The 25,327-nt window shown below is 35.4% G+C and carries 16 protein-coding genes and 2 pseudogenes; 5 read left to right on the forward strand and 13 right to left on the reverse strand.

Translation table 11 applies throughout. The features are described from left to right. Window positions 1-83: 83 nt before the first annotated feature. The 3 genes from RC62_RS08060 to RC62_RS08070 are packed head-to-tail and all read right to left on the reverse strand — an operon-like array spanning window position 84 to window position 4,207. Entirely contained in the window at window positions 84-2,390 is a 2,307-nt protein-coding gene (locus RC62_RS08060; protein ID WP_055094322.1) for a penicillin-binding protein 1A, read from the reverse strand. Between the two features lie 10 nt (window positions 2,391-2,400). After that, complete coding sequence (locus RC62_RS08065; RefSeq protein ID WP_055094324.1) at window positions 2,401-2,880, reverse strand: gliding motility lipoprotein GldH; 480 nt, start codon at window positions 2,878-2,880, stop codon at window positions 2,401-2,403. Beyond that, window positions 2,864-4,207 carry a stage 0 sporulation family protein gene (locus RC62_RS08070; RefSeq protein WP_055094327.1) on the reverse strand — a complete coding sequence of 448 codons (1,344 nt, stop codon included), beginning with the start codon at window positions 4,205-4,207 and terminating at the stop codon, window positions 2,864-2,866. The genes RC62_RS08065 and RC62_RS08070 overlap by 17 nt, the downstream gene beginning before the upstream one ends. Window positions 4,208-4,588: 381 nt before the next feature. Between RC62_RS08070 and RC62_RS08075 the strand changes: the two genes are divergently transcribed. Further along, on the forward strand, window positions 4,589-11,560 hold the full coding sequence (locus RC62_RS08075; protein WP_055094329.1) for a T9SS type B sorting domain-containing protein: 6,972 nt from the start codon (window positions 4,589-4,591) through the stop codon (window positions 11,558-11,560). Window positions 11,561-11,600: 40 nt separating this feature from the next. Further along, window positions 11,601-12,575 (forward strand): type IX secretion system membrane protein PorP/SprF, encoded by a 975-nt coding sequence (locus RC62_RS08080; RefSeq protein WP_055094544.1) that lies wholly within the window; start codon window positions 11,601-11,603, stop codon window positions 12,573-12,575. Window positions 12,576-12,591: 16 nt separating this feature from the next. Here RC62_RS08080 and RC62_RS23085 read toward each other — a convergent pair. Next, a pseudogene (locus RC62_RS23085) lies at window positions 12,592-12,828 on the reverse strand (ferredoxin). Continuing rightward, window positions 12,828-13,330, reverse strand: a pseudogene (locus RC62_RS23090) (U32 family peptidase); the annotation flags it as partial. The pseudogenes RC62_RS23085 and RC62_RS23090, both read right to left, overlap by 1 nt. Window positions 13,331-13,475: 145 nt before the next feature. On the opposite strand from RC62_RS23090, the gene RC62_RS08090 reads away from it, so the two are divergent. From RC62_RS08090 to RC62_RS08100, 3 genes are read left to right on the forward strand one after another with little or no spacing between them, the layout of a single operon-like run. Then, window positions 13,476-14,654 (forward strand): ankyrin repeat domain-containing protein, encoded by a 1,179-nt coding sequence (locus RC62_RS08090; protein ID WP_055094333.1) that lies wholly within the window; start codon window positions 13,476-13,478, stop codon window positions 14,652-14,654. 26 nt (window positions 14,655-14,680) lie between these two features. Next, entirely contained in the window at window positions 14,681-16,024 is a 1,344-nt protein-coding gene (locus RC62_RS08095) for an ankyrin repeat domain-containing protein (RefSeq protein WP_055094335.1), read from the forward strand. Window positions 16,025-16,043: 19 nt separating this feature from the next. Beyond that, window positions 16,044-16,586, forward strand: a complete 543-nt coding sequence (locus RC62_RS08100) for a hypothetical protein (RefSeq protein ID WP_055094337.1) — start codon at window positions 16,044-16,046, stop codon at window positions 16,584-16,586. A gap of 67 nt (window positions 16,587-16,653) precedes the next feature. Here RC62_RS08100 and RC62_RS08105 read toward each other — a convergent pair whose 3' ends face one another. From RC62_RS08105 to RC62_RS08140, 8 genes are all read right to left on the reverse strand, one after another. Beyond that, a complete protein-coding gene (locus RC62_RS08105; RefSeq protein ID WP_055094339.1) occupies window positions 16,654-16,884 on the reverse strand; it encodes a ferredoxin in 231 nt (76 codons plus the stop codon). Continuing rightward, window positions 16,884-18,125, reverse strand: coding sequence for a peptidase U32 family protein (locus RC62_RS08110; RefSeq protein ID WP_055094341.1), 1,242 nt, complete (start codon window positions 18,123-18,125; stop codon window positions 16,884-16,886). Before RC62_RS08110 ends, RC62_RS08105 begins: the two co-directional genes overlap by 1 nt. 89 nt (window positions 18,126-18,214) lie before the next feature. Further along, window positions 18,215-19,573 (reverse strand): rhodanese-related sulfurtransferase, encoded by a 1,359-nt coding sequence (locus tag RC62_RS08115; protein ID WP_055094343.1) that lies wholly within the window; start codon window positions 19,571-19,573, stop codon window positions 18,215-18,217. A 184-nt stretch (window positions 19,574-19,757) separates the two neighbouring features. Beyond that, window positions 19,758-20,168 (reverse strand): BrxA/BrxB family bacilliredoxin, encoded by a 411-nt coding sequence (locus RC62_RS08120; RefSeq protein WP_026982321.1) that lies wholly within the window; start codon window positions 20,166-20,168, stop codon window positions 19,758-19,760. 202 nt (window positions 20,169-20,370) lie between these two features. After that, on the reverse strand, window positions 20,371-20,823 hold the full coding sequence (locus RC62_RS08125) for an ArsR/SmtB family transcription factor (protein ID WP_055094345.1): 453 nt from the start codon (window positions 20,821-20,823) through the stop codon (window positions 20,371-20,373). A gap of 361 nt (window positions 20,824-21,184) precedes the next feature. After that, window positions 21,185-22,363 carry a lycopene cyclase family protein gene (locus RC62_RS08130; protein ID WP_055094347.1) on the reverse strand — a complete coding sequence of 393 codons (1,179 nt, stop codon included), beginning with the start codon at window positions 22,361-22,363 and terminating at the stop codon, window positions 21,185-21,187. An 18-nt stretch (window positions 22,364-22,381) separates the two neighbouring features. Further along, a complete protein-coding gene (locus tag RC62_RS08135) occupies window positions 22,382-22,846 on the reverse strand; it encodes a thioredoxin family protein (RefSeq protein WP_055094349.1) in 465 nt (154 codons plus the stop codon). A gap of 107 nt (window positions 22,847-22,953) precedes the next feature. Next, entirely contained in the window at window positions 22,954-25,215 is a 2,262-nt protein-coding gene (locus RC62_RS08140; RefSeq protein ID WP_055094351.1) for a TonB-dependent receptor, read from the reverse strand. Window positions 25,216-25,327 lie beyond the last annotated feature (112 nt).

Consider the following 25,327-nt stretch of genomic DNA (forward strand, 5'->3'; position numbering starts at 1 on the left):
TCCTTCTGAATCAGAAGGACAAAAGGATGTTTTTTTATTTACAGAATACACTTCAACTGAAAACTGTAAACCGCGACTGAAAACTATAGTTCGAACTCGTCAGTGTTTTGTTCTGTTGCTGTTGTATCTTTTACGACTGCCGGTCTGCTGTAACAATCTACTTTAATAGAAAGGTTTGCCGGACGTTCAAACTCTGATTTAGAAACCTGAAGTCCCGGATCTGCATAACAAAGTTTCATGAAATACCCCCAAATAGGTAATGCAGCTGTAGCTCCTTGTCCGTAAGTTAAACTTTTAAAACGTGCCGAACGATCCTCACAACCTACCCAAACTCCTGTTACTAAGTTAGGAACCATCCCCATAAACCAACCATCAGACTGGTTTTGCGTTGTTCCGGTTTTACCCGCAATAGGATTTGTGAACATATAAGGATATCCTGTCCAGCGGTTATCTCCACTTCCACCGCCTTGTGTACGTAAACGTGCACCTGAACCAGTTTCTGTAACTCCTTGAAGTAATTTGATTACGGCAAATGCAATATCTTTATTTAAAACGTCATGAGATTCCGGAATAGGCTCATAAATAACCTCTCCGCTTTTATTCTCAATTCGGCTTAAAAATTGTGGCTTAACATAAACTCCCTGATTGGCAAATGTGCTGTAAGCAGCAACCATATCTTCAACAGTAATATCTACTGCCCCTAATGCTATAGAAGGTTGAGCAGGAATTTCAGTTTTAACACCAAGTTTATGCGTTAACTCAACAACAGCCTCAGGACCAACACGATCTATTAATTTAGCCGAAACTGTATTGATCGAATTCGCCAAACCTTGTTTTAAGGTTACCATTCCGCGGTATCTGTTGTCAGAGTTTCTTGGCTCCCAATCAGCGGTAACATTATGACGTCCTTTATGAATCATAAACGGACCATCCAGAATAGAATCACAAGGAGACATATTTAACTGCTCAATTGCAGTTGCATATACAAAGGGCTTAAATGTAGAACCTACTTGTCTTGCACCCTGACCCACGTGATCGTATTGAAAATATTTATAATTAATTCCTCCAACCCAAGCCTTAATATTTCCGGTTTGCGGCTCCATCGCCATTAAACCAGATTGTAAAAAGTGTTTGAAATAACGAATAGAATCAAGCGGAGTCATTGTTGTATCACGCTCACCTTTCCAGGTAAATATGCGCATTTTTGTTTTTACTTTGAAAGAAGCAATAATTTCATCCTCGCTTTTATCCTGATCTTTCATGATAGCCCAACGCGTAGAATTTTTCATTGCCTGCATCATAAGTCGCTCCGTTTCTGCCTGAGTAATATTTACAAAAGGCGCATTTTTATTGGTTTTCTGCTCAATAAAAAACTGCTGTTGAAGATTTTTCATGTGTTCAGAAACTGCTTCTTCAGCATGTAACTGCATTCTTGAATCAATCGTAGTATAAATTTTCAGACCATCTTTGTAAATATCATAATCAGATCCGTCCGGTTTTTTGTTTTCAGCAACCCATTTTTTCATGTAATCACGAAGGTATTCTCTGAAATAAGTAGCAGTTCCTTCACGGTGACTTTCTAATTTGAATTTTAAAGCGATAGGCAAAGCCTGCAATCTCAATTTTTCAGAGTCAGTAATCATCTTAGCTTTTTCCATTTGAGAAAGTACGACATTACGGCGATTTTTAACTCCTTCAGGATTACGAACCGGATTGTATAACCCTGAGTTTTTGAACATTCCTACTAAAATAGCAGATTCATCCATTGTTAAATCCTTTGGATCTTTGGAAAAATAAGTTTGTGCAGCAGAACTTACTCCAACAGAATAATTTCCGAAATCATAAACGTTGCAATACATGGCCAAAATTTCATTTTTGGTATATTGTCTTTCCAGACGAATTGCAATAATCCATTCCTTTATTTTTTGTACGATCCTAAACGGAAGAAACTTAGACCCCTCTCCGTGAAATAATTGTTTCGCTAATTGCTGTGTTAATGTACTCGCACCACCATTAGTTCCTAAACTAAAAACGGCTCTTAAAGTACCACGTCCGTCGATTCCTGAATGTTCATAAAAACGGGCATCTTCAGTCGCAACCAACGCTTCAACTAAGCTCTTTGGCAAATCTGAATATTTAAGCTGAGATCTGTTGGTTTTAAAATACTTTCCAATCACTACTCCATCAGACGAAATAATTTCTGTGGCGAGATTAGAATCCGGGTTCTCTAAATCTTCAAAAGAAGGCATTGAACCGAATAATCCCCATGAAGCAAATAAAAAGAAAGCTAAAACACCTAATAAGGTATAAGCAAAAAATCTCCAAAATTTCTTTTTATAGTAGTTAATATCCTTATTACTATTAGGTTGATTGTTTTTTTTGGTGGCCATAACTATTTTTCTAATCTTTTTGTTCTATTCTAAAACCTACGTCTGTAATACCTTCTAAAGCCTGAACACCAGGAATTTTACCTGATTCTCTAACAGCTTGTTTAATGTGTACTTTATATTTTCCTTTAAACTTTACATCTTCTTTATAATAAAGTTTACTTTCTTTTATATCTGTAAAACCGTTCCCAAGCAGGGTTCCGTCTGGTTTTGCCATTTCATATTCTAAAGTATCTACTTTTGTGAAACCGCTTGGTGTTTCAATAGCTACAATCAAAAACAAATTCTTGAACGGATAATTGTTGTTATCCCTCAAATTTATAAATAAATTGTATTTCTTGGTCGAATCTAAAACTGGCAGATCAAATGTTACAATACTGTCTTTGTTCCAGGCACTTCCAACAGATTTGTACTCATCGAATACTCTTTTTTTATCACAAGAAAAAAGAAGTATTCCTACCAAAAGAAGAATCGCACTATTTTTTATTCTCATTTTTAGTAATAATTATAGGTTTTCTAGGTTCAGCCGGTTTATTGTCGTTTGAACTGTTAGGTTTATTCTGCTTGTTATTATTTGGTTTATTTCCTTTATTTGGATTATTCCCTTTATTTGAATTTCCTGCAGCAGGTTTATTTTGATTTGGAGTCGCCTGTGGTTTGTTTGGAGTTGCCACAATTGCTGCTTCGGCATTTGGTTTGCGTTTGCGATTTGGTTTTTTCTTTCTTTTTGGCTGATCAAAACGAGTTAAACTCTCTTGTCCCATTGCGTTATTAAAGTCTTTTTCAGGTTCTGAAACGACTTCAATAGCAAAATCTTCAAGCGATGAAACTTTATTTTTCTGTTTGTTTTCAGCGATAATTTCTTTAACCTGATCAATTTTCAAAACATGCCAGTTGGCAAAATTATTGGTATAAGCAAACCACATCAATCCTTTAAAAATATCTTGTTTCTGACAGATTGCATCTCCTTTTTCAGTCACTAATTTAGTGTCATAATCCGGGAAATCTTTTAATGCATCCATGTAAGTATCAAGCTCGTAGTTCAGGCAACACTTTAATTTCCCACATTGTCCGGCCAGTTTTTGAGGATTCAGAGAAAGCTGTTGATATCTTGCTGCAGAAGTATTTACACTTCTAAAATCTGTTAACCAGGTCGAGCAGCAAAGTTCTCTTCCGCAAGAACCGATTCCGCCTAAACGAGCTGCTTCCTGACGGAAACCTACTTGTTTCATTTCTACTCTCGTACTGAATTCTTTTGCGAAATCTTTTATCAAAAGTCTAAAATCGACTCTGTCATTTGCTGTATAGTAAAATGTAGCTTTAGATCCATCACCTTGAAATTCAATATCTGAGATTTTCATTTCAAGTTTATGTTGAATTGCCAGTTCACGTGCGCGAACTTTCATTGGTTCTTCACGATCACGTGCTACAGACCAAATATCAATATCTTTTTGAGATGCTTTGCGATAAATTTTTGGCACTTCATTACTTTCGTGATTAACACCTTTTTTCTTCATTTGAATTTTTACCAATTCGCCTGTCAAAGTAACAATCCCAATATCATGTCCCGGTGATGCAACAGTTGCTACAATATCACCAATGCTTAAAGTTAATTTTTCTGAATTTCTAAAAAATTCCTTACGTCCGTTTTTAAAACGAACTTCAACACAGTCAAAAATTGCCTCTCCATTAGACGGGCTCATGTTAGCGAGCCAGTCGAAAACCGTCAATTTATTGCAGCTATCGGTGCCGCAAGTCCCATTATTTTTACAACCTTTTGGTGCGCCACCATCTGAGGTTGAACAACTTGTACATGCCATAATTATATATGTAGTGTTGCAAAAAAAGCAACTTAAGTTCATAAACGTTTGAACGGTAAAGATAGTATTTTTTTTAGTTTGCTTTTTACGGATTATTCTTAAGGTATGTTAAAGCGTTAAATCACTCATTTTTAGCGAAAAAGGAATTTAAAATGTTTTTTAATTAACCCTATTCTATCACTCTTTTGTCTTTTACCATTAATCCAATGTGGTTAAATAGAGGAATTTTGCCAATTCATTTTTTAAAAACCAAAGCATCAAATCATATTAAAATTATCTGCCTTAAATACTTTGATTTTCATTATTTTCTTAAATAAAAATGTGACGTAAGTGTTTTGAGATTATGATTTTTTTTAATCAATTTTAACACTATACCTGTCTATGCAAAGCTTTACTTACAATAAACTTTACTTTTTTTATTTCCTTATTCTTTTATTTTTTGTTAGCCTGAAAACTAAAGCTCAGTTTCCATTTTCTGAAAGTTTTAAAAACAGTACTGCTTCTAATATACAATTTGGTGGATCGCCCACTGCTTTTCTTACAGGAGGAATTGGATTAAAAGATGGTTATAATGATTCTGAGGGAAATGGTTTTTTGAGATTAACAAATAACAAAACAGAACAACGTGGAACTGTATGGTCTGATTTATATGCCTTTCCATCCCTATACGGAATGACTATTTCTTTTGAATATTATACACATACAGGAAATGGATCTAATGGCGCCGATGGAATTTGCTTTGTATTATTTGATGCAACAGTACCTTCAGTAACTACAGGTGCTTTTGGCGGTTCATTGGGTTATGCCCAGCAAAATTCAGTAAGTGGTTTTTCAGGAGGTTACTTAGGAATTGGAATTGATGAATATGGTAATTTTGCAGCTAATAGTGAAGGAAAAAATGGCGGTACAATCCAAAGCACATCAAATAGCATTGTCTTAAGAGGGCAAGGATCAGGGACGATAGGGTATCCTTATCTAACAAGTACACAAACTACAGCTTCACCGTATTCATTTAATATTCCAGGAAAAGACAGAACAGCTACGGATAATTCTAAAGCTGGTTATAGAAAAATAGAAATTGTTCTAAAACCTAGACAAGCAGGTGGCTTTTTTATTGATGTTTACTTAGAACATGGCAATATAAAATCTTTAGTAATAAACAATTACGAATATAAAACCGTACCTCCACCAATGGTAAAATTCGCCATTACATCCTCAACTGGCGGAGATAACAATTTTCATGAAATACGTAATCTAAATCTTTCTGTTGATTTGCCTACACTTTTTACTCCAATAGCACGACCAAATTCTCTATCAGAATGTGCCGGTTTGGTAGCGACAACTCTTACTGATATAAATAGCAATAATGATGGAACAGTAAATACTTTAGCAACTATAAATAGAGAATCAATAGATTTAGATTTAGATACTCCAGGTATTCAATCATCTAAAACAGTTCCAGATAAAGGAACATTTACCTACAATTCAGTTACGGGGAAAGTAACCTTTACTCCTCTAAATAATTCTGTAGAAGAATCAATTCAAATAAATTATACTTTTAATGATTACTATGGTAAACCGTCTAATATTTCTACTATAACCTATATTCCTATTGTAAATAGACCCGAAAATGTTGAAACAATAGCAACAATCTATACCGGAGAGACCTATATTTGGTCCGTTAACGGTCAGGCTTATAGTAAGACTGGAACTTACCATGAAATAAATGATGGTTGTACAGCCAATCAGATCTTGGAATTAATTGTAAATGCAGCACCTTTAGTTTGTAACGGAGAGTTGCAAGTAATACTAGATGATAATTTTGGAACAGGAACTTCCGACAGAGGACCAATGCCTTCAGATTTTACCACTACATATAATTTTGCATCATCTGGTCTGATAGGATCAAATGGATATGGTGTAATGAAAAATGCTAGCCAAGGGAATAGTGCATGGTCAAATGGTGGCGACCACACTACTGGAAATGGATATATGCTAGTTTTTGATGCAAATACAATTGTGGGAAGTGTATTTTATGAAAAAAAATATACCGGACTATGTACTGGCAGTATATGTACTTTTTCTATTTATGCGTCAAATTTGGTACCAACGTCTTATGTAGGTTATACGGTAAAGCCAATGGTCAAAATTGATTTAATAAACCCTGTAAACGGAACTATTTTAAAATCAATAATTTCTAATGAGTTGCAATTAAGCAAAAAAAATGAACTCATATGGAATGAACTTTCTTTGTCATTTATGATTCCTGAAGGATTAGATTCGGTAATTGTTAGAGTTAGCAATGCCCAGGGTGACACCAATGTCATGGGTAACGATGTGGCATTTGATGATGTTTCTTTTAGTATTTGTATGCCTCCTTTAATAATTTCACAAAGTAATACAATCACATGTGAAGGACAGAACAATACTTTAGTAGCCACTATTGATAATCCGACGACAGTTTATAGTTATCAATGGCAACAATTTAATGGAACTAACTGGTTGGATATTACTGGAGCTACTTCAGAAAAACATGAAATCCTTTCATTATTCGAAACTAAAAAATACAGGATTCGTTATGCCCAAACAGGAATTGACATAACCAATAATAATAATTTACAATGTTCCGGTAGCAAGGAAACAACCGTACAAGTTACTCCACGGGCAAAAGCTAATGATATAGAAGTATCATCTATATATAATGTATGCGAGGGTACAGGAACAACCATAACACCTTCATCAAATGCAGGAACAAAATTTTATTGGTATGATAGTAATACTAGCGACGCTAGACTTTTAAGCAATTCCTCCTCTTATTCTACAGGGATTCTTGATAGCTCAAAAACTTATTATATTGCTGTAAGTGGAGATAATTATTGCGAAAACAAACCTGAGGATAGAAAAGCTGTTGAAGTTAACTTAATATTGAAACCAATAACCATAACCACAACAGAAAATATCTGTTTTGGTAAATCTTTTGCCTGGGATATTGACGGACAAATCTATAACGTTTCTGGAACGTACACCAAAGAAAATAATGGATGCACGGCTGATCAGAAATTAATTTTAACCGTAGGAACTAAACTTACTACTCCATTTACACAGGTAAATGTAAAATGTAAAGGAGAATCAAATGGTTCAGTTGTTATTACACCGAGTGGAGGAACAGCACCTTATATCATTACACCAGCGCAAACCAATTTAGCTGCAGGGAATCATACTTTTACAGTTACCGACAGTAATAATTGTGAAATAGAGGTTCCGGTAATCATTACAGAACCGGAGATACTTAGTTCTGTATTCACACAAGTAAATGTAAAATGCAAAGGAGAATCAAACGGTTCTGTTGTCATCACCCCTAGCGGAGGTACAGCACCTTACACCATCATACCCGCACAAACCAATTTAGCAGCAGGGAACCATACTTTTACAGTAAACGACAGCAACAATTGTGAAACAGAAGTTTTTGTATCTATTAAAGAACCGGAGGAATTAAGTGCTGTTTCAGGCAATCAGGTAAATATATTGCGTAAAGGCGATAGTACAGGTTCAGTAGTTATTACAGCTCAGGGAGGAACAGGCCCATATACTATTACACCAGCGCAAACCAATTTAGCAGCTGGAGATTATATTTTTACAGTAACAGATAGTAATGATTGCATAACAAAAATTGACGTAACGATTGCTGAACCAGATATGGCACTAAATGCTATAGTGGATCATCTGACAAATGTAAATTGCAAAGGAGAATCAAATGGCTCGGTTGTCATTACACCAAGTGGAGGAACAGCGCCTTACAACATCACACCCGCACAAACCAATTTAGCAGCAGGGGACTACACTTTTATAGTAACAGATAGCAATAGCATTATTACTACAGTGTCAGTTACCATTACAGAACCTGAGACACTTAGCGCAGTATTTACACAGGTAAACGTGAACTGTAAAGGAGAATCAAACGGTTCGGTTGTCATTACACCTAGCGGAGGAACTGCGCCTTACACCATCATACCCGCACAAACCAATTTAACAGCAGGCAACCATACTTTTACAGTAACCGATAGCAATAATTGTGAAACAAAAGTTGTGGTAACCATTACAGAACCGGAGATACTTAGCGCAGTATTTACACAGGTAAACGTGAACTGTAAAGGAGAATCAAACGGTTCGGTTGTCATTACACCAAGTGGAGGAACAGCGCCTTATATCATTACACCCGCTCAAACCAATTTAACAGCAGGAAATCATATTTTTACAGTAACTGACAGCAACAATTGTGAGATAAAAATTCCAGTAACTATTACAGAACCGGAGATACTTAGCGCCGTATTTACACAAGAAAACGTAAACTGCAATGGAGAATCAAATGCTTCGGTTGACATTACACCTAGTGGAGGAACAGCACCTTATATCATTACACCGGCTCAAAACAATTTAACAGCAGGCAACCATACTTTTACAATAACTGACAGCAACAATTGTGAGATAAAAATTCCAGTAACTATTACAGAACCGGAGATACTTAGCACCGTATTTACACAAGTAAATGTAAACTGCAATGGAGAATCAAATGCTTCGGTTGTCATTACACCTAGTGGAGGAACAGCACCTTATATCATTACACCGGCTCAAAACAATTTAACAGCAGGCAACCATACTTTTACAGTAACTGACAGCAACAATTGTGAGATAAAAATTCCATTAACTATTACAGAACCGGAGATACTTAGCGCTGTATTTACACAAGAAAACGTAAACTGTAAAGGAGAATCAAATGGTTCAGTTGACATTACACCAAGTGGAGGAACAGCGCCTTATATCATTACACCCACTCAAAACAACCTTAAAGCAGGAAGCCATACTTTTACAGTAACTGACAGCAACAATTGTGAGATAAAAATTCCCGTAACTATTACAGAACCGGAGATACTTAGCGCCGTATTTACACAAGTAAATGTAAACTGCAATGGAGAATCAAATGCTTCGGTTGACATTACACCAAGTGGAGGAACAGCGCCTTATATCATTACACCGGCTCAAAACAATTTAGCTGCAGGGAATCATACTTTTACAGTTACCGACAGTAATAATTGCGAAATAGAGGTTCCGGTAATCATTACAGAGCCTAAAATACTAAAAGCCTTTTCAGGCAAACAGGTTAATGTATCCTGCAATGGTCTGGCAGACGGATCAGTAGAAATCACTGCTTCCGGAGGAATAGCACCTTATACGATTCCTTCAACAACAGGACTAAATGCAGGCATACATATTTTTACCATAACAGATGCCAACGGATGTACAACTAACGTAGAAGTAAACATAACTGAACCTCAAGTACTAACAGCCGTTTCAGGCAAGCAGATCAATGTATCCTGCAATGGTCTGGCAGACGGATCGGTTCTGATTACTGCTTTCGGAGGAACAGCACCTTATACGATTCCATCCACAACAGGACTAAATGCAGGCATACATATTTTTACTATAACAGACGCCAATGACTGTACGACTGACGTGGAAATCAATATCACAGAACCTTCTGTCCTTACAGCCGTTTCAGACAGACACGTTGATGTAAAATGCAAAGGTGATGCAACCGGATCAGTAGTAATCATACCAACCGGAGGAACAGGCCCTTACACCATTACCCCATCGCAAAGTGGGTTAACGGCAGGGGTGCATATTTTTAACGTTATCGATACTAAGAAGTGTTCCACAGAAGTGCGTGTTACCATTAACGAACCACTTATAGCCCTACAAGCAACAATACAAGCTCAGGTCGATGTAAAATGTAAAGGTGATGCAAACGGATCAGCCGTTGTAATTGCAACAGGAGGAACAGGCCCTTACACCATTACTCCCTCACAAATTGGCTTGACTGCCGGGGTTCATACTTTTACCGTAACAGATTATAATAATTGTAAAACAACAATCAAGGCCACAATTACAGAACCCGACATGGCTCTGGCTGCTACCATTAAAAGTCAGGTAAATGTAAAATGTAAAGGTGATGCAAGCGGATCCGTAGTGATCACACCAACCGGAGGAACAGCACCCTATATTATTTCTCCATCGCAAAACGGTTTGAGCGCAGGAGTCCACACCTTTACCGTCATCGATAGTAACAATTGTAAGACAACAGTCAAAGCCACTCTTACTGAACCCGATATGGTCCTTAGTGCCAGCATTAAAAATCAGTTCAATATAGAGTGCAAAGGCGATGCAGGCGGATCCGTGCTTATTATTCCATCAGGAGGAACAGCCCCTTATACCATTACCCCATCGCAAACCGGGCTTATAGCAGGAGACTATACTTTTGTTGTAACGGACAGCAATAACTGTACGACACCCGTTCAGGTCACCATAACCGAACCTCTTGCTTTACAGGTCAAAGTTTTGGAGCCTATACTTCCCGAATTCTGTCAGGGGGATAAAGATGGCGCTTTTAGTATCGAAATATCAGGAGGAACCATGCCTTATACCTATAGGCTGGACAGCAAAAAAGGACCTTTTGTAAAAAGCGGGCCCCAACAAAAGATAATAGACCTTACCGATCTTTCGGCAGGAAAACATATCGTTTACATTATAGATGCAATGGGCTGTACTGCTGAGATTTCGGCAATCCTTCCCGATGCGGTCAAACTGAATCCTGTTGTCAATATCGCCACTGCCTGTGTAGAGAATGCCAATGCCAACAGGGTAACCGTAACGGTGGATTCCAGTATTAACAATCCTGCCGATCTCGACTATTCCCTTGACGGGGGAAGTTACCAATCCTGGAATGTTTTTACAAATCTTAGCCCCGGCAAGCACACCATAACAGCCAGACATTCAAATGGCTGTACCAGGACAGCAAAGGATTTTACCATTCAGTACATTGAGCCTCTGGCCCTAAGTATTGAGGATGGGGAATTGAACCAGATTCTTGCCACTCCAAAAGGCGGCGAAGGACCATACAGATATTCCTTTAACGAGGAACCTTACACCACCGAAAATAAGTTCATTATATACAAATCAGGCATATACCAAGTCAGCGTAACGGATAAAAACGGATGTACCGCTACAGCTTCAAGATATTTTGAATACATCGATGTCTGTATCCCAAACCATTTTACCCCAAACGGGGACGGCATCAATGATGAGTGGGGACCTGGATGCAGCAGCAACTATCATAAGTTGACCTTTACCATCTTTGACAGACATGGACGTATCATCGGAAACTTTAAGTACGGTCAAAAATGGGACGGAAAATACAACGCAAATGAATTGTCCTCCGGAGATTACTGGTATGTATTAAAACTAAACGACAATAAGGACAACAGGGAGTTTGTTGGCCATTTCACCCTTTACAGATAACCCGCCACAAAAAGTCATGTTATCTAAAACGTACAATACAATGAAAAAATTCATCATAACCATTTTAATTATGGCTGTAACCGCAGGGTACAGCCAGGAATTAAATCTACCCGTCTTTACACAATACCTCGCTGACAATCCCTTTGTTGTATCCCCAACATTTGCCGGTATTGGCGACAATTTAAGAATACGAGCCAACGGGCTAACACAATGGGTAGGAATCAAAGATGCCCCCGATAACCAGTCCGTATATGCCGATTTCAGGGTTCTGGACCGTTCCGGGGTAGGAATATCCCTCTACAACGACTCCAATGGATATACCAAACAGATGGGAGCAAAAATTTCATTTGCTCATCACCTGATTTTGGATTACTATTCCAAACAATACCTTTCCTTTGGAATCTCCTATAACTTTAATAATTTCAAAATCGATATAGACCAATTCAAACCTACCGCTGAAATGCCCGTTTCTGATCCTGGGATTACAAATAACAGATACCTGGCCAACAGCAACTTTGACATTGGGGCATTATACCGAAACAAAGGATATTTCCTGAGCTTTAATATCAGTAATATACTCGAGAAAAAAATAGACCAGTTTACAGGCATAGAACCCGGCCTGCTTCGAAATTACCAAGTGTATACCGGCTTTACTTTTAAAGGCGCAAACAGCAACAGGGTAGAATTTGAGCCCTCACTATATTACCAGATGTTTGCCAGTGACAAGCGTTCCAGTACTGACATAAATTTCAAATACCGACAATACAACCGCTATGAAGATTATTTCTGGATCGGAGTTTCTTATCGTTTCTTAAACGATCAGCCCCTTGAGCCCCTAATGATTGGGCCAATGGCTGGATTCAAAAAAAATGATTTCTATTTTGGGTATTCCTATCAGGCATCGCTAAACCAGCTTGGCGCCTACAACTCAGGGACACATGTGGTCACTATTGGAATTGATTTCCTAAGGGGAATCAGTAATTGCTCCTGCACACAAAGTCCTGTGCATTATTAAGAATCAAGCACTCTCATTAAACATGCAACATTGTTGCTTTAACAATAATGATATTAACTGGATAAGCTTTACAGCCAATTCAAAGCATTCTACAATTACATGATTAGGGGATTTTAAAGTAAAAAATCCTTTTTGCTTCCTTTGAACCAAAAAGGATTTCCCGTCTTTCTTTGACATTTGAGAATACCGGATCCATTTCAACACAGCAATTGCACCCTATGCATTTGTCTCTTTGTAATGTTATAATAACCATTATACCTCCACAATTTTATATAATTTATCAGACATTCTAATTCTAAAAGGGGTTTTAAAAGTGCAGTTATCTCCTTTTGTCGCTTTTTCAGACTATATCATTACAAACATTTCGTCAATTATCATTTTCTGAGCACCTGTACTTGGGTCGTAAGTAATATTCTATCTCCTTTTTTAATGTCGTAAGCTTCAAATTTAATTGTCTCATTTCTGCTTTTGGGAAATATGAGTTCCCTTTCCTACATAAACATTTTTCTGAGTTGCCGCAGATCCAGGAATATCACTCCATTCGCCCAATTCCTGACCCAAATAATATCCGTGCCAAAAACGGCGGTTATACACCGTATTTAAAGCTTCTAAACAAACGGAAACCGTTTCTTTTGAGAACGCTTTATAATAATAGGTATCAATAGCTTCGCGATATTTTTTGATAAATGTTGGACACAACCGTGACCTTCAATCTTTAAAACCGGAATTCTGTAATCTATTAGCTGATGTAAAAATTAATGTATATAAATCTTTTTTAATTTTCATCTTGAAATATATTTGTCAATTTTATGTTTTATCTTACAACATAGTTTGTGAAGTCAACTATTATCAATCCTGGCTTCATCAAAACATAATTTTTCATTTAAAATACCACTGCAAATGCAAACACAAAACCAGATTGAAAATTTCCTTTTCCAAGGAAAATTTGACGAGGCCAGAGAATGCCTAAATAACGGCGAAATTTTTAACGATCAATATCTTAAAAACAATTTTTCTCAAATCACAACCAAAATTATTGAAGCTAAAGAAATTGATTTTATTGAAAAATTAATTAAAGCGGGTTTTATTGAAACCGATATCTATGAATTGGATAGTTTTGACAAATCGATTTTTAATTCTTTAACCGGATTAAAAGATGACGATGAATCGATTGCTTTTTTCAAAGAACTCATGTCAAAAATGGAAAACATTAATGATGAAATAAGCGATAAAACGTTACTTGGTTATTTTCTTGAAAAAAATGCATCTCCAAAAATCATTAAAACTCTGATTGATGATTTTGGTGCGAATGCTCAATATAAAAATAATGCAGGAGAAAATTTCATTTATACTATTTTGAACACTTATGGTCTTGAAACAGATAAAGTAAAAGAATACATAGCCATTCTTTTAGATAATGGTGTCGACATTAACGAAAAAAACATTGTTGGCACAACTCCGTTAATCTGTGCTGTTAAAAGAAGCAAAAAAGATTTTGTTCCCTTCCTACTCGAAAATGGAGCGGATGCCAACGAAACAGACAACCTCAACAATACCCCTTTTTATTACGCTGTTGCTGAACAGTTTTCTTTTGATATATACGATGCGCTAGCAACAGTTTCTTCACCTGATTTTAATATTGTAAACAAAGACGGACGCACTTTATTGACTCATTTCATCAGTTCTGTTTCGGGCTCTCCAAGCGATATTACCTTTTTAGAAAGATTGTTATCAGATGGTGCCGATGTAAACTTCTGCGCTCAATATTATGGTCAGCCAAAATCGGGAATTGATTTCATTGTTGAAAAGAAATCAGACATTTTAAAATCGGTTTTAGAAAATGTTTCTTTAGATGTGAATGAACAAGACAATCAGGGAAACACAATTTTGCATAAAGTTTGCGCGTATAATGTCAATTATGATGCAGAAATGGCAAAGGAAACCTATCGAAAAGTGAAGCTGCTCTTAGATCAGGGAGCAGATATTTCGATTACCAATGATAAAGATGAAACCGCTTTAATGCTTGCATCCGGAGATAACCTGAAAATTAAAACGGTCGAACTTTTAATGAAATCATAAACTGAATTATACAAAATACTACTAATATGTCAATGTCATTTATAATTGCCTGTGAAAACGGCAACAGAAAAATAGCCGAATTACTACTTCAAAACAAGGAAGTGGATGTAAAATATACAGATGAAAAAGGAAGAACTGCCCTTCACTATGCAGCTCACAGAGGTTATCTTGATATTGTAAAAATTTTATGCATAGATGGTGCTGATATTAATTATGAAGATCATCAGGGAGAAACGCCTTTATTCTTTGCCTGTTTGCAAAAGCAAAAGCAAACTGCTTTATATCTTTTAGAAAATGGCGCTGAAATTACCAAAAATGATAAATCAGGAAACAGTCTTTTACATTTAGTGGTTCAAACCGCTCAAACTGAAATTGCAACAAAGTTGCTTGAAGCAGGAATTGATGTTAATTTACTGAATAATAATGGAGAAACGCCACTTATCCTTGCTTCAACAAAATTAAATAGGGAAATTATTCAGTTGCTTTTAGACAAAGGAGCCGATATTAATGTCACAGACAAACTAGGAAACACATCACTTCTTCATGCTTGTTACACCAAATCGATCCCGGTTGTTACTTTACTTTTAGACAATGGCGCAGCTATAAATCATGTCAATCATTCAGGAGAAAATGCTCTTTTGATTGCATGCTATGAAACCAACAGAATGCTTGCTAAACTTTTAGTCGAAAGAGGAGCTGATGTATTCGCATCAAACAATAACGGCTACTCTCCTATTTGGTACGCCTGCGCGAATAATCAGAAAGAAATTGTCTCTTTATTTTTAGAAAATGGAGTTGACGTGAACTACAGCAAACCTTTGGCCAGCGACACTTCTTCTATGAATGATTATCTGGATTGGATTGTTAGCGCTACAAATATTGCTAACGAATCTAGTTTTACACTCAATAGCAATTATACGTATGGTGGCGAAAGTCTTCTGCATGTTGCTACAAAAAAAGGCAATTTGAGTATGGTAAAATTACTAATAGAAGCTGGGGCAAATATCAACATTCAGGACGAATCCGGGAATACACCTTTACATTACAGCGCTGCAAACGGAAAGAAAGATGCTGTCAAATATTTACTTGATAATAAAGCAGACGCTTCTATTGTAAATGTAAAAGAGCAAAAAGCAATTGATTATTCGAATGTAAAAGGCTTTAATGAAATTACAGAATTGATTTTGAAATATGCGCCATCTGGAACTGTGATAACACCAATTCAGAAAGAAGAACCACAAAAAGCAGATTCAGGAAATTCTATGGAAGTAAAGAAAAAGGCATTATTAGATTTGAAAGAACTTCTAGATGCGGGAATTTTAACTTCTGAAGAATTTGACGCTGAGAAAATTAAAATTTTAAAAGGATAAATAACAAGAAACTTAAAAAATGAAAAAGACATTAAATAATTCCATAATATTATTAGTATTAATCGCTGCAAGTATATTTTCAACTTCTTGTACAAACCTTTCCCCAGAAAAAACTTTTGAAATAGCCGCACTAAATTCGAATTTATTATCTCGTTTTGGAAGTAAGGATATTAATTTTAAGCTGGAATCTGAACCTCAGGTTTATGATGAAGCCCAAAAAAAAATGATTCCATCTTCATATTACGATTATTTTAAATTTGATATCGCAAATTTAGAAATTCAGTTGAAAAATATCAAAGATATAAAGGAAGATGATGACAATCGGGAACTTCTTCAGGCATCAAAAGATTTATTCTCTTATGCAATTGCTAAAGAAAAAGAAGGCTATTTGCCAATTGCCAAAATGAAGGATGAAAAAGCTTCACCTGAAACAATAGAAAAAGCAATAGCAGATTTTGATGCCTCAACTCAAAACGACATAGAAGTTAAGTTTACAAAATTAATGAATGTCGCAAAAGCATATGTCGAAAAGCATAATATCGATGCCAAAATAGGCATTTAACAAAGAAAGTTTCAAAAACAAAACAATCCCTATTTTGCATTATTACAAAATAGGGATTGTTTTAATTCTAAGTCTCCTTGACTGTGATAATCTTCACTGGGCACGCTTTCGCAGCCAGTTCAAAACCTTCAGCAAGATCGTGATTATTCGATTTTAAAGTAAAAAAACCTTTGGCATCTTTCGAATGAATCAATACCGATTTCCCGTCTTTTTTAGACATTTGAAAATGTACCGGATCCATTTCGACGCAGTAATTACAGCCAATGCATTTATCTCTTTGTAAAGTTATGATAACCATTACAATTCAACTATTTTATATAATTTGTCCGACATTCTTATTCTAAACGGAAGTTTGAAAGTACAATCATCCCCTTTTGTTGCTTTTTCAGAAACCAAATCATTAACAAACATTTCGTTAATAATCATTTCCTGAGCTCCCGTACTTGGTCCGGTTACTAAGATTCTATCCCCAATTTTAATGTCGTAAGCTTCGATTTTAAATTGCCCTACCTCAGCTTTCGGGAAATAATGTGTTCCTTTCCCTACGTATACTTTCTTTTGCGTTGCTGCAGATCCCGGAATATCACTCCATTCTCCTAATTCCTGCCCTAAATAATATCCTGACCAAAAACCACGATTATAAACTGTATTCAGCGCTTCCATCCAAACTGCGGTTTTTTCTTTCGAAAATGTTTTATCATAATACGAATCAATAGCTTCCCGATACGTTTTAATAACAGTTGCCACATATTCAGGCGCACGACCACGACCTTCTATTTTTAAAACCTGAATTCCTGAATCAATTACCTGATCTAGAAAGTCCAGTGTGCATAAATCTTTAGGTGACATCATATATTCATTATCCAGTTCGATCTCAAAACCAGTTTCCTGATCGATAACGGTATATTTTTTTCGACAGTTTTGTTTGCAGGCACCACGATTTGCAGATGAATTATGCGAATGCAAACTCAAATAACATTTCCCTGAAACTGCCATACACAAAGCACCATGACCAAAAATTTCGATTTCGACTAAATTTCCGTTCGGACCTTTTATTTGTTCTTTCTCTATTTGATCTGTAATTCTTTTTACCTGGCGCAAACTTAATTCGCGGCTTAAAACCATAGTATCAGCAAATAAACTATAGAATTTTATGGTTTCAATGTTGGTTACATTCAATTGTGTCGAAATATGCACTTCCATACCAATCGATCTTGCCATTGCAATTACTGCTTGATCTGACGCAATTACAGCTGTTATGTTGGCTTCTTTAGCTTTATTTAACAATGTCCTTACAACAGACAAGTCATGATCGTAAATAATCGTGTTTAAAGTCAAATAGCTTCGTACATTTTTAGCTTCACAGCGATTCACAATTTCCTGCAAGTCCTCCATAGTAAAATTTACCGTTGAACGCGCACGCATATTGAGTTGCTCTACACCAAAATAGATAGAATCTGCGCCATTATCTAGCGCAGCCTGAAGTGACTCAAAGCTCCCGGCGGGAGCCATAAGTTCAATTTTATTATTAAATGTCATTTGAATTAATTTTAAAGCTTAGTATTTCCTCTAAAAATTAACTTTATGTGGTATTTGAACGTGCTAAAGTTTCGCACTAAACACTAATTTTATTCTAAAATTTTATAGATTTTATCTGATAAACGAATACGGAAAGGAACTTCAAAAGTAACTTTATCACCTATCTTAGCGGTTAAAGCTTCGACTTCGTTGACAATCATTTTTTCTAAAACTAATTCCTGATTTCCTGTAGTAGGTCCGGAAATTAAGACTTTATCACCTGCATTTAATTCTTGATTTTCAACAGTAAAAAGACCAACTTGTGCTTTTACATAATAATGTTCGGCTTTACCAATAAGTACTTTTTTCACTTTTATTTTCTGGCGAATATCTACTGGTTTTTCTGCAGTAGCCAAGGCAACATTTTGTAATTCACCGGAATGCTTAAATTTCAAACTATCTGATTTTCCTTTTCTGAAAACCTTGTTTCCAACTTGTTTTCCGGTTCTTAAACGAACCTGATCAACAAGAGGCATATGTATAACATCAAGACATTCTGAAGAACAGCAATTTTCCATTGCGGCTTTACATTCGTCACATTGAATAAATAGCAAATGACATCCGTCATTTTCGCAATTCGTATGATTGTCGCAAGGTTTTCCGCATTGATGACATTGCGAAATAATATCTTCGGTAATTCTTTCGCCAAGACGGTTATCAAATACAAAGTTTTTCCCAATGAATTTGCTTTCTAAACCTTCTGCTTCAATTTGTTTGGCGTAATTAATGATTCCTCCTTCTAACTGAAACACATTTTTAAAGCCCTGGTGTTTAAAATAAGCACTTGCTTTTTCGCAACGAATTCCTCCGGTACAATACATGACCAGATTTTTATCTTCTTTATGGTTTTGGAGCTGATCGTTGATTATGGGCAAACTCTCTCTAAAAGTTTCAACATCAGGAGTAATTGCGCCTTTAAAATGCCCTACTTCACTTTCGTAGTGATTTCTAAAATCTACTACAATCGTGTTTGGATCGTCTAAAATTTCGTTGAATTCTTTGGCTTTCAAGTGAACGCCAATATTAGTTACATCAAAAGTCTCATCATTCAAACCGTCGGCAACGATTTTATCACGAACTTTAATGGTTAATTTTAAAAAGGAATGATCATCATGTTCAACCGCTTCATTCAAACGAATGCCTTTCATGAAATCATATACTTCCAGAGTTGCTCTAAAAGTCTCCAAATTTTCTTCCGGAATACTCATCTGAGCATTAATTCCTTCATTGGCGACATAAATTCGGCCTAAAGCATCAAGCTTATTCCAGGCTACAAATAAATCATCGCGAAATTTTTTGGGATCTTGAATTTTGGCATACGCATAGAAAGACAACGTTAGTCGTTGTTTACCGGCATCATCGATCATGATGGCTCTCTCTTCTGCGCTTAAAGTGTTGTACAGTTGCATGCTATAAACAGTTATTAAGTTTAGATTTTTTTTTGAGGTGCAAAGGTAAAGAAAAAGGTTCAAAGAGACAAAGGTTTTGTCAGGTTCAAAGGTTTTGAAATACTTTATAAAAACAAAAAAGCACTAAATTAATAGTGCTTTTAAAATCTTTATATCTCTGTACTTTTGTTGCTTTGAACCTGAATTAGCAGAATTCGTTAAAAGCATCTTGCAAGTTCTCAGCGATTAATTCAGCCGGACGCCCTTCGATGTGGTGACGCTCTAACATGTGAACCAATTCTCCGTTTTTGAACAAAGCCATAGAAGGCGATGATGGAGGAAAAGGAAACATATGTTGTCTTGCAGCATCAACAGCTTCTTTGTCAACACCAGCAAAAACAGTGATTAAGTGATCTGGTTTTTTAGCTCCTTCTAAACTCATTTTTGCTCCTGGACGTGCATTTCTTGCAGCACAACCACAAACAGAGTTTACAACAACTAAAGTGGTACCTTCAGCTTTGATAGCATTATCTACAGCGTCAGCACTATGTAAATCTTGAAAACCAGCAGCTGTTAGTTCAGCTTGCATTGGTTTTACCATTTCTTCTGGATACATATTTCTTTATTTTAAATTTTACTTTTGATTTGCAAAGTTACAAAGTTTACTCGCAACTAGTTAATTTCAGGTATAAAGTTTTGTTATAGTTCCATAATAGATTTTGAACAGAATAAAACATTAAAGCAATACTAGGAATTATCGTCAATTTTAAACTTGTTTTCTTAACGGTTTTACATATATTATGACAAAACACATAGCGTTAGTAAGATGGGTTATTATCTCTAAAGCACAATCTCTTTTGTTTTTTATTAGAAAACTCATAATTATATTGTTTCAAATGGCTATACCTGCTTCTTAGTTTATGCTTGGTTGTTAAAACAGTTTCTTTATTATGTTCTAAAATTTCAATGGTTGACAGATAACTTGACAGGTATTTTTTAAGTGTTTCGATATTACTAACTTCAACAGAGTAGATTATTTTCTTTCCCTCATTCACTATATTTACAAGATTTGCTTTTTTTAATTCTAATAAGTGTTTGGATATTGTTGATTGTGCCAATGGCATTAATTCAACAATTTCACCACAAGTCCTGTTATTTCTTTTCCAAAGGAGCGTCATAATCTCAATTCTTGCAGGATGACCAAGTGCTTTGCAAATTTTTCCTATTGTTTTTGTTTCCTTATCAAAATATAAATGTTTGGTAATACCCATAAATTTGCCAATTAATTCATTATCGCTAATGAACGATTATAGAATGCCCGAATGATTTTTACAGGTTTTTCATTATCTGTTTTTCTCTATTTTTGTGTTTTTTCTATCTGTAAGATGCAAAACCAAAGTTTTGCTCAATAATGAATCAACATTTTTTAGAAACAGCAAATTTAAATGTAAATGTGTCATTGTAGTTGCCCTAAAAAGTCTATAAAACAAAACAATAAGACATTTTAAACAGACAAATAAGGGCATAAGAATTTATGAGCTGGATTTTGTATTGATCCAATACGTCAAAGCTTTCAAGACATCCGCTATTTATTACGATAGATAATTTCGACTTTGAAAGCAATAAGAATCTTTACTTAAAGATAACCCGAAGCAACGCCTTAATAAAAGGCATTTTAGGACATTTTAAAATCACTTTAAGATCTTCTAACAAACTGGTTTCTTCATCCAGAAACTTAAAGATCAGAGCAGGATTTCCTTTTTTGAACATCGATGAAAAAATAACACTTCCCAATTCATTATGACGATGCAGAATATTTAAAAGCAATAAATCATAAAACCAGAATCGGCTTTTTTTATGAAAAGATGACATTTTGAGCTGTCCTGAAGCTTCGGGAGAAGTGGCGGAAAGAAACTGAACTAATTCTTCAGCTTTTTTATCAGAATTTCTAAAGGTATAACCTGTACTTGCTTTTGTCCACCCACCGGCAGTTCCTATATTTAGAACACGTTTGGTATTTTTTTTCCAAAAGGGATAAGAAGTCATAGGAATACTTCCCTGCTCCTTTTCAATAATTTCATATTGATCAATGTCTAATTTTTTTAAGTAGATCTGAATCTCATTTTCATATTCTTCTTTTGAAAGCAAGTTTTCAGAAAACAAAGTATATTCAACTAAAGCTTCGGTTTTTGAAATTGGCAAAACATACATAAAACGCGTATTCCCTCTTTGTTCGACCGAAAAATCCATAAAAGTTGCCTGTTCCGGATTAAAAATCTCGATTTTCGTCTTTACAAACCAACCCACAAAATGTTGTTGCAAAACCGGATATTTAGCCTGACTTAAAGCAAAAGCTTTGGTATAAATACTATTGAATAAGTAATCACAAGTATATCTGCTAACTTCCGTACCTACAAAAACATGGGTTTCGAGTTCATTGATATCCGTTACTTTTTCATTTAAAAAAGTAATATTTGAATGTTTTGAAAGGCTTTCGAAAACAAAATTATAAAAATCCAATCCCCGAATTTGATTGTATTGATAAGGATTCAGATCTAAATCACGATTAAAACATTCATTGGCAAACAACGCCGAATTCCATTTTTTGAAAATAATCGAATTCCATAACGTTTCCTCTTTCGCCCAAAAACACCAAGTTCTGTCATTTGTTTTTTTTAAATCCTGATCTAACAGCAAAATGGATTTATTGGAAAATTTCCCGGACAATACCATTTTATAAACGGTCATCAAGGCAGATAAACCCGTTCCTGTAAAGATGTAATTGAAGTGTTGGATTTGCGAAGAATTCATTCTCAAAAATAATGAATTTTATTCACTCAATTTTTCTAAAAGTACCTTAAAATCCTTTGGATTAAGACAACTATTGTATTGTAAGATAATTTCTCGTTTTTCATTCAAAACACACAAAACCGGATATACGATTTGATTGTTCATGGTTCCTAACTGCAAAGCCAATTCATGAACACCTACATTATTTCCCGAAGGCTGATATTTAAATTTCTGGTTATTAAATGTAATATCCCGTTTTTCTTCGGCATTAAAATCGACAAAATAAAAATCTGAATTCAGTTTTTGGATGATTTCCTGATTTTTGAAAGTCGTTTGTTTCATTCGTTGGCAAAACTGACACCAATCCGTATGGATAAAAACAATTATTCTTCGTTTTTGAATTTGCTGCAAACTGTCTACTTCCTCAAAAGTTCTGTTTTTAAGCTGGCAGAATCCTATTGAAGTTACACTGAAAAACAAGATAAATAGAAATAGCTTTTTCATTTTTTTTTCATTTTTGCCACAGATTAAATGGATTAAAAAGATTTTGCTGCCACGAATTTCTTCTAAAAAATAGTGTTTTTAATCCATTTAATCTGTGGCATATAATTTTATCGCAGTGTATATCTTAGTCCAAAAAATCCACGAATCGTTTGGTTTTGTCCGTAAACATAAGTCGTGTCGAAAGTCAAACCATAGGGATTATTCGGAGTAACCAGTACTTTTCCAGCGGAATCATATTGCACATTTTTATCAAAAGGATCATTGGTTCTTGAAATCAAAAACGGATTATTCTGTTTTGGTGTAAAATTCAATAGGTTTTTTATTCCGCCGTACAATTCAAAATTTTTCCATCCAAAATAAGTAAACTGAATATTCTGAATACTGTACCAAGGCGATTTTGGACTTCTTGGATCTGAATCGCTCAACAAAGGCAATTTCATTGGGCTGTAAACATTCCCTGTATAATCCATTAATAAATTCCAAGGCTCTATTTTATAGGACATACTCCAGGTTCCTGTGAATTTTTCGGTTAAAAAAGGAGTTTCTGAGATTCCATTTTCAACATTTTTATTGTCTAAAACCGTCGCACCCAAAATCATTTTTAATCCCATTGGAAAATTGACATCAACATTCGTACTGATTCCCTGACTTATGGCGTAACCGTTAATGTTGTCATAGATGATTTTATTAGGATCAGTTTCATAATCTGATATAATCTTATTGCTGAAACGGGTATAAAAAGCCGTCGTTTCAATGCCTATAAAAATTCCGTTTGTAAAGTTTATTTTCTGAATGTAATTCAGATTTGCATTTATAGATTGTTCGGGTTTTAAATTGCTTTTAAGTACAACATCTCTTGATCCGGTAAGGGCAGCGTGATCTTCGGTAAATAAATTTACGACACGAAATCCGGTTCCGGCATTGAAACGGAAAATGGTATTTTCATTTTTCTTCCATCGATATGCAACTCTTGGCGTATAAATAGAACCATGAATCGAGTTGTAGTCATAACGCATTCCTAACAAAACCTGACTTTTGGGAGAAAGCGTAATTTCATCCTGAACAAAAATTCCCGGTAACCAAGTACTTTCTGCTTCTTTTGTGGCAGTAGTATTATCATCATAATAAGAATACCGATTGGCGATTCCGGCAAGGAAATCGTTCCTTCCAATCTTTTTATCCCAGGTCAATTGCAGGAAACCTATCTTTTGATTGGCGATGTATGAAGTTGTTCCATAACGACTGTCCTGATAATGCACATTTCCCGAGAACGAAAGCATTAGTTTTTCTTCGAATGGCAATTGATAACTTCCTATCAATTCACCTCTTTTAGTATAAATACTTTCGCCGTAAATTTCATCACCTCCGCGATACTTCTTTTCCCAACGCACGTCTCCACCCCATCGGTCTTCATACATTCCGCGTGCTGCGATCGTAAACAAACGATTATTTTCCCTTTGAAAACTCCATTTATTAAAAACTGAAATTCTTTGCGAAAGCGTAACATCCGTAAATCCATCCTTATCTTTATCCACAACCTGATTGTAGTCGAAATAATTAATTCCTAAAAGTGTTGTAGACTTTTTGGTTGGATTAAATTTCATTCCCAAATCAACATTCGTTTCTAAATATGAAGTCGTAAAAACATCGGCCGAAAACAACGGTGCATTGGTTGGATTTTTAGTTATAATATTGATCAAGCCACCAACTGCCTCACTTCCGTAAAGAGAAGATGCCGGACCTTTTACGATTTCAATACGTTCTACGAGTGAATTAGGAATTCCGGATAATCCATAAACCGTTGAAAGGCTGCTCACAATTGGCATTCCGTCAATTAAAACCAAAGTATAAGGTCCTTCCAATCCGTTAATGTGAATATCTCCGGTATTGCAAACACCACAATTTAGCTGCGGACGAACACCATTTATATTCTGAAGTGCTTCATAAATACTTGGCGTTGGATTTCTTTTGAAGAAAACCGGCGAATAAACCTCAACCGGAACTGCACTTTCCAATCGTTTTACCGCTTTTAAAGTTCCGGAAACCACGACTTCATTCAGTTGGTTTTCGTTATCTGTCAATTCAAAATCATACGACTCAATAGAATCTTTAATGACTTCTATTTTCTTTTTCAAAGTCTGAAATCCAATTTGAGAAACCTGAAGTGTATAATTTCCAATTGCAACATTTTCTAATTTATAATATCCCAAACTATCCGTAACTGCTTTATATTTTGTTCCCAATAAATGAACATTTGCTAACTGCAATTTCTGACCTTCACCTGATACAAAGCCAGAAATAGAAGTAGTTTCTTGTGCAAACGAAATTTGTAAACCAAACAAAAGCAATATCAAAAATAGTTTTTTCATTATTATAAAATTAAATTTAGACAAAACTAAAAATTAAATTTGACAAATATTGATTTTAGATTTAGAAATTTATAACTTATTTCACTTCAATATGTTATATTTCTATCTAATT

The organism is Flavobacterium aquidurense, assembly GCF_001404985.1.
In the GTDB taxonomy this organism is placed as follows: Bacteria; Bacteroidota; Bacteroidia; order Flavobacteriales; family Flavobacteriaceae; genus Flavobacterium; species Flavobacterium aquidurense_B.

Bases quoted from the DNA above. Each gene is read 5' to 3' on its own strand.
- RC62_RS08105 (WP_055094339.1), bottom strand. From the start codon at position 16,884: ATGGTTATCATAACTTTACAAAGAGATAAATGCATTGGCTGTAATTAC.
- RC62_RS08140 (WP_055094351.1), bottom strand. From the start codon at position 25,215: ATGAAAAAACTATTTTTGATATTGCTTTTGTTTGGTTTACAAATTTCG.
- RC62_RS08135 (WP_055094349.1), bottom strand. From the start codon at position 22,846: ATGAAAAAGCTATTTCTATTTATCTTGTTTTTCAGTGTAACTTCAATA.
- RC62_RS08120 (WP_026982321.1), bottom strand. From the start codon at position 20,168: ATGTATCCAGAAGAAATGGTAAAACCAATGCAAGCTGAACTAACAGCT.
- RC62_RS08115 (WP_055094343.1), bottom strand. From the start codon at position 19,573: ATGCAACTGTACAACACTTTAAGCGCAGAAGAGAGAGCCATCATGATC.
- RC62_RS08130 (WP_055094347.1), bottom strand. From the start codon at position 22,363: ATGAATTCTTCGCAAATCCAACACTTCAATTACATCTTTACAGGAACG.
- RC62_RS08090 (WP_055094333.1), top strand. From the start codon at position 13,476: ATGCAAACACAAAACCAGATTGAAAATTTCCTTTTCCAAGGAAAATTT.
- RC62_RS08065 (WP_055094324.1), bottom strand. From the start codon at position 2,880: ATGAGAATAAAAAATAGTGCGATTCTTCTTTTGGTAGGAATACTTCTT.
- RC62_RS08075 (WP_055094329.1), top strand. From the start codon at position 4,589: ATGCAAAGCTTTACTTACAATAAACTTTACTTTTTTTATTTCCTTATT.
- RC62_RS08080 (WP_055094544.1), top strand. From the start codon at position 11,601: ATGAAAAAATTCATCATAACCATTTTAATTATGGCTGTAACCGCAGGG.
- RC62_RS08125 (WP_055094345.1), bottom strand. From the start codon at position 20,823: ATGGGTATTACCAAACATTTATATTTTGATAAGGAAACAAAAACAATA.
- RC62_RS08095 (WP_055094335.1), top strand. From the start codon at position 14,681: ATGTCAATGTCATTTATAATTGCCTGTGAAAACGGCAACAGAAAAATA.
- RC62_RS08110 (WP_055094341.1), bottom strand. From the start codon at position 18,125: ATGACATTTAATAATAAAATTGAACTTATGGCTCCCGCCGGGAGCTTT.
- RC62_RS08070 (WP_055094327.1), bottom strand. From the start codon at position 4,207: ATGGCATGTACAAGTTGTTCAACCTCAGATGGTGGCGCACCAAAAGGT.
- RC62_RS08060 (WP_055094322.1), bottom strand. From the start codon at position 2,390: ATGGCCACCAAAAAAAACAATCAACCTAATAGTAATAAGGATATTAAC.
- RC62_RS08100 (WP_055094337.1), top strand. From the start codon at position 16,044: ATGAAAAAGACATTAAATAATTCCATAATATTATTAGTATTAATCGCT.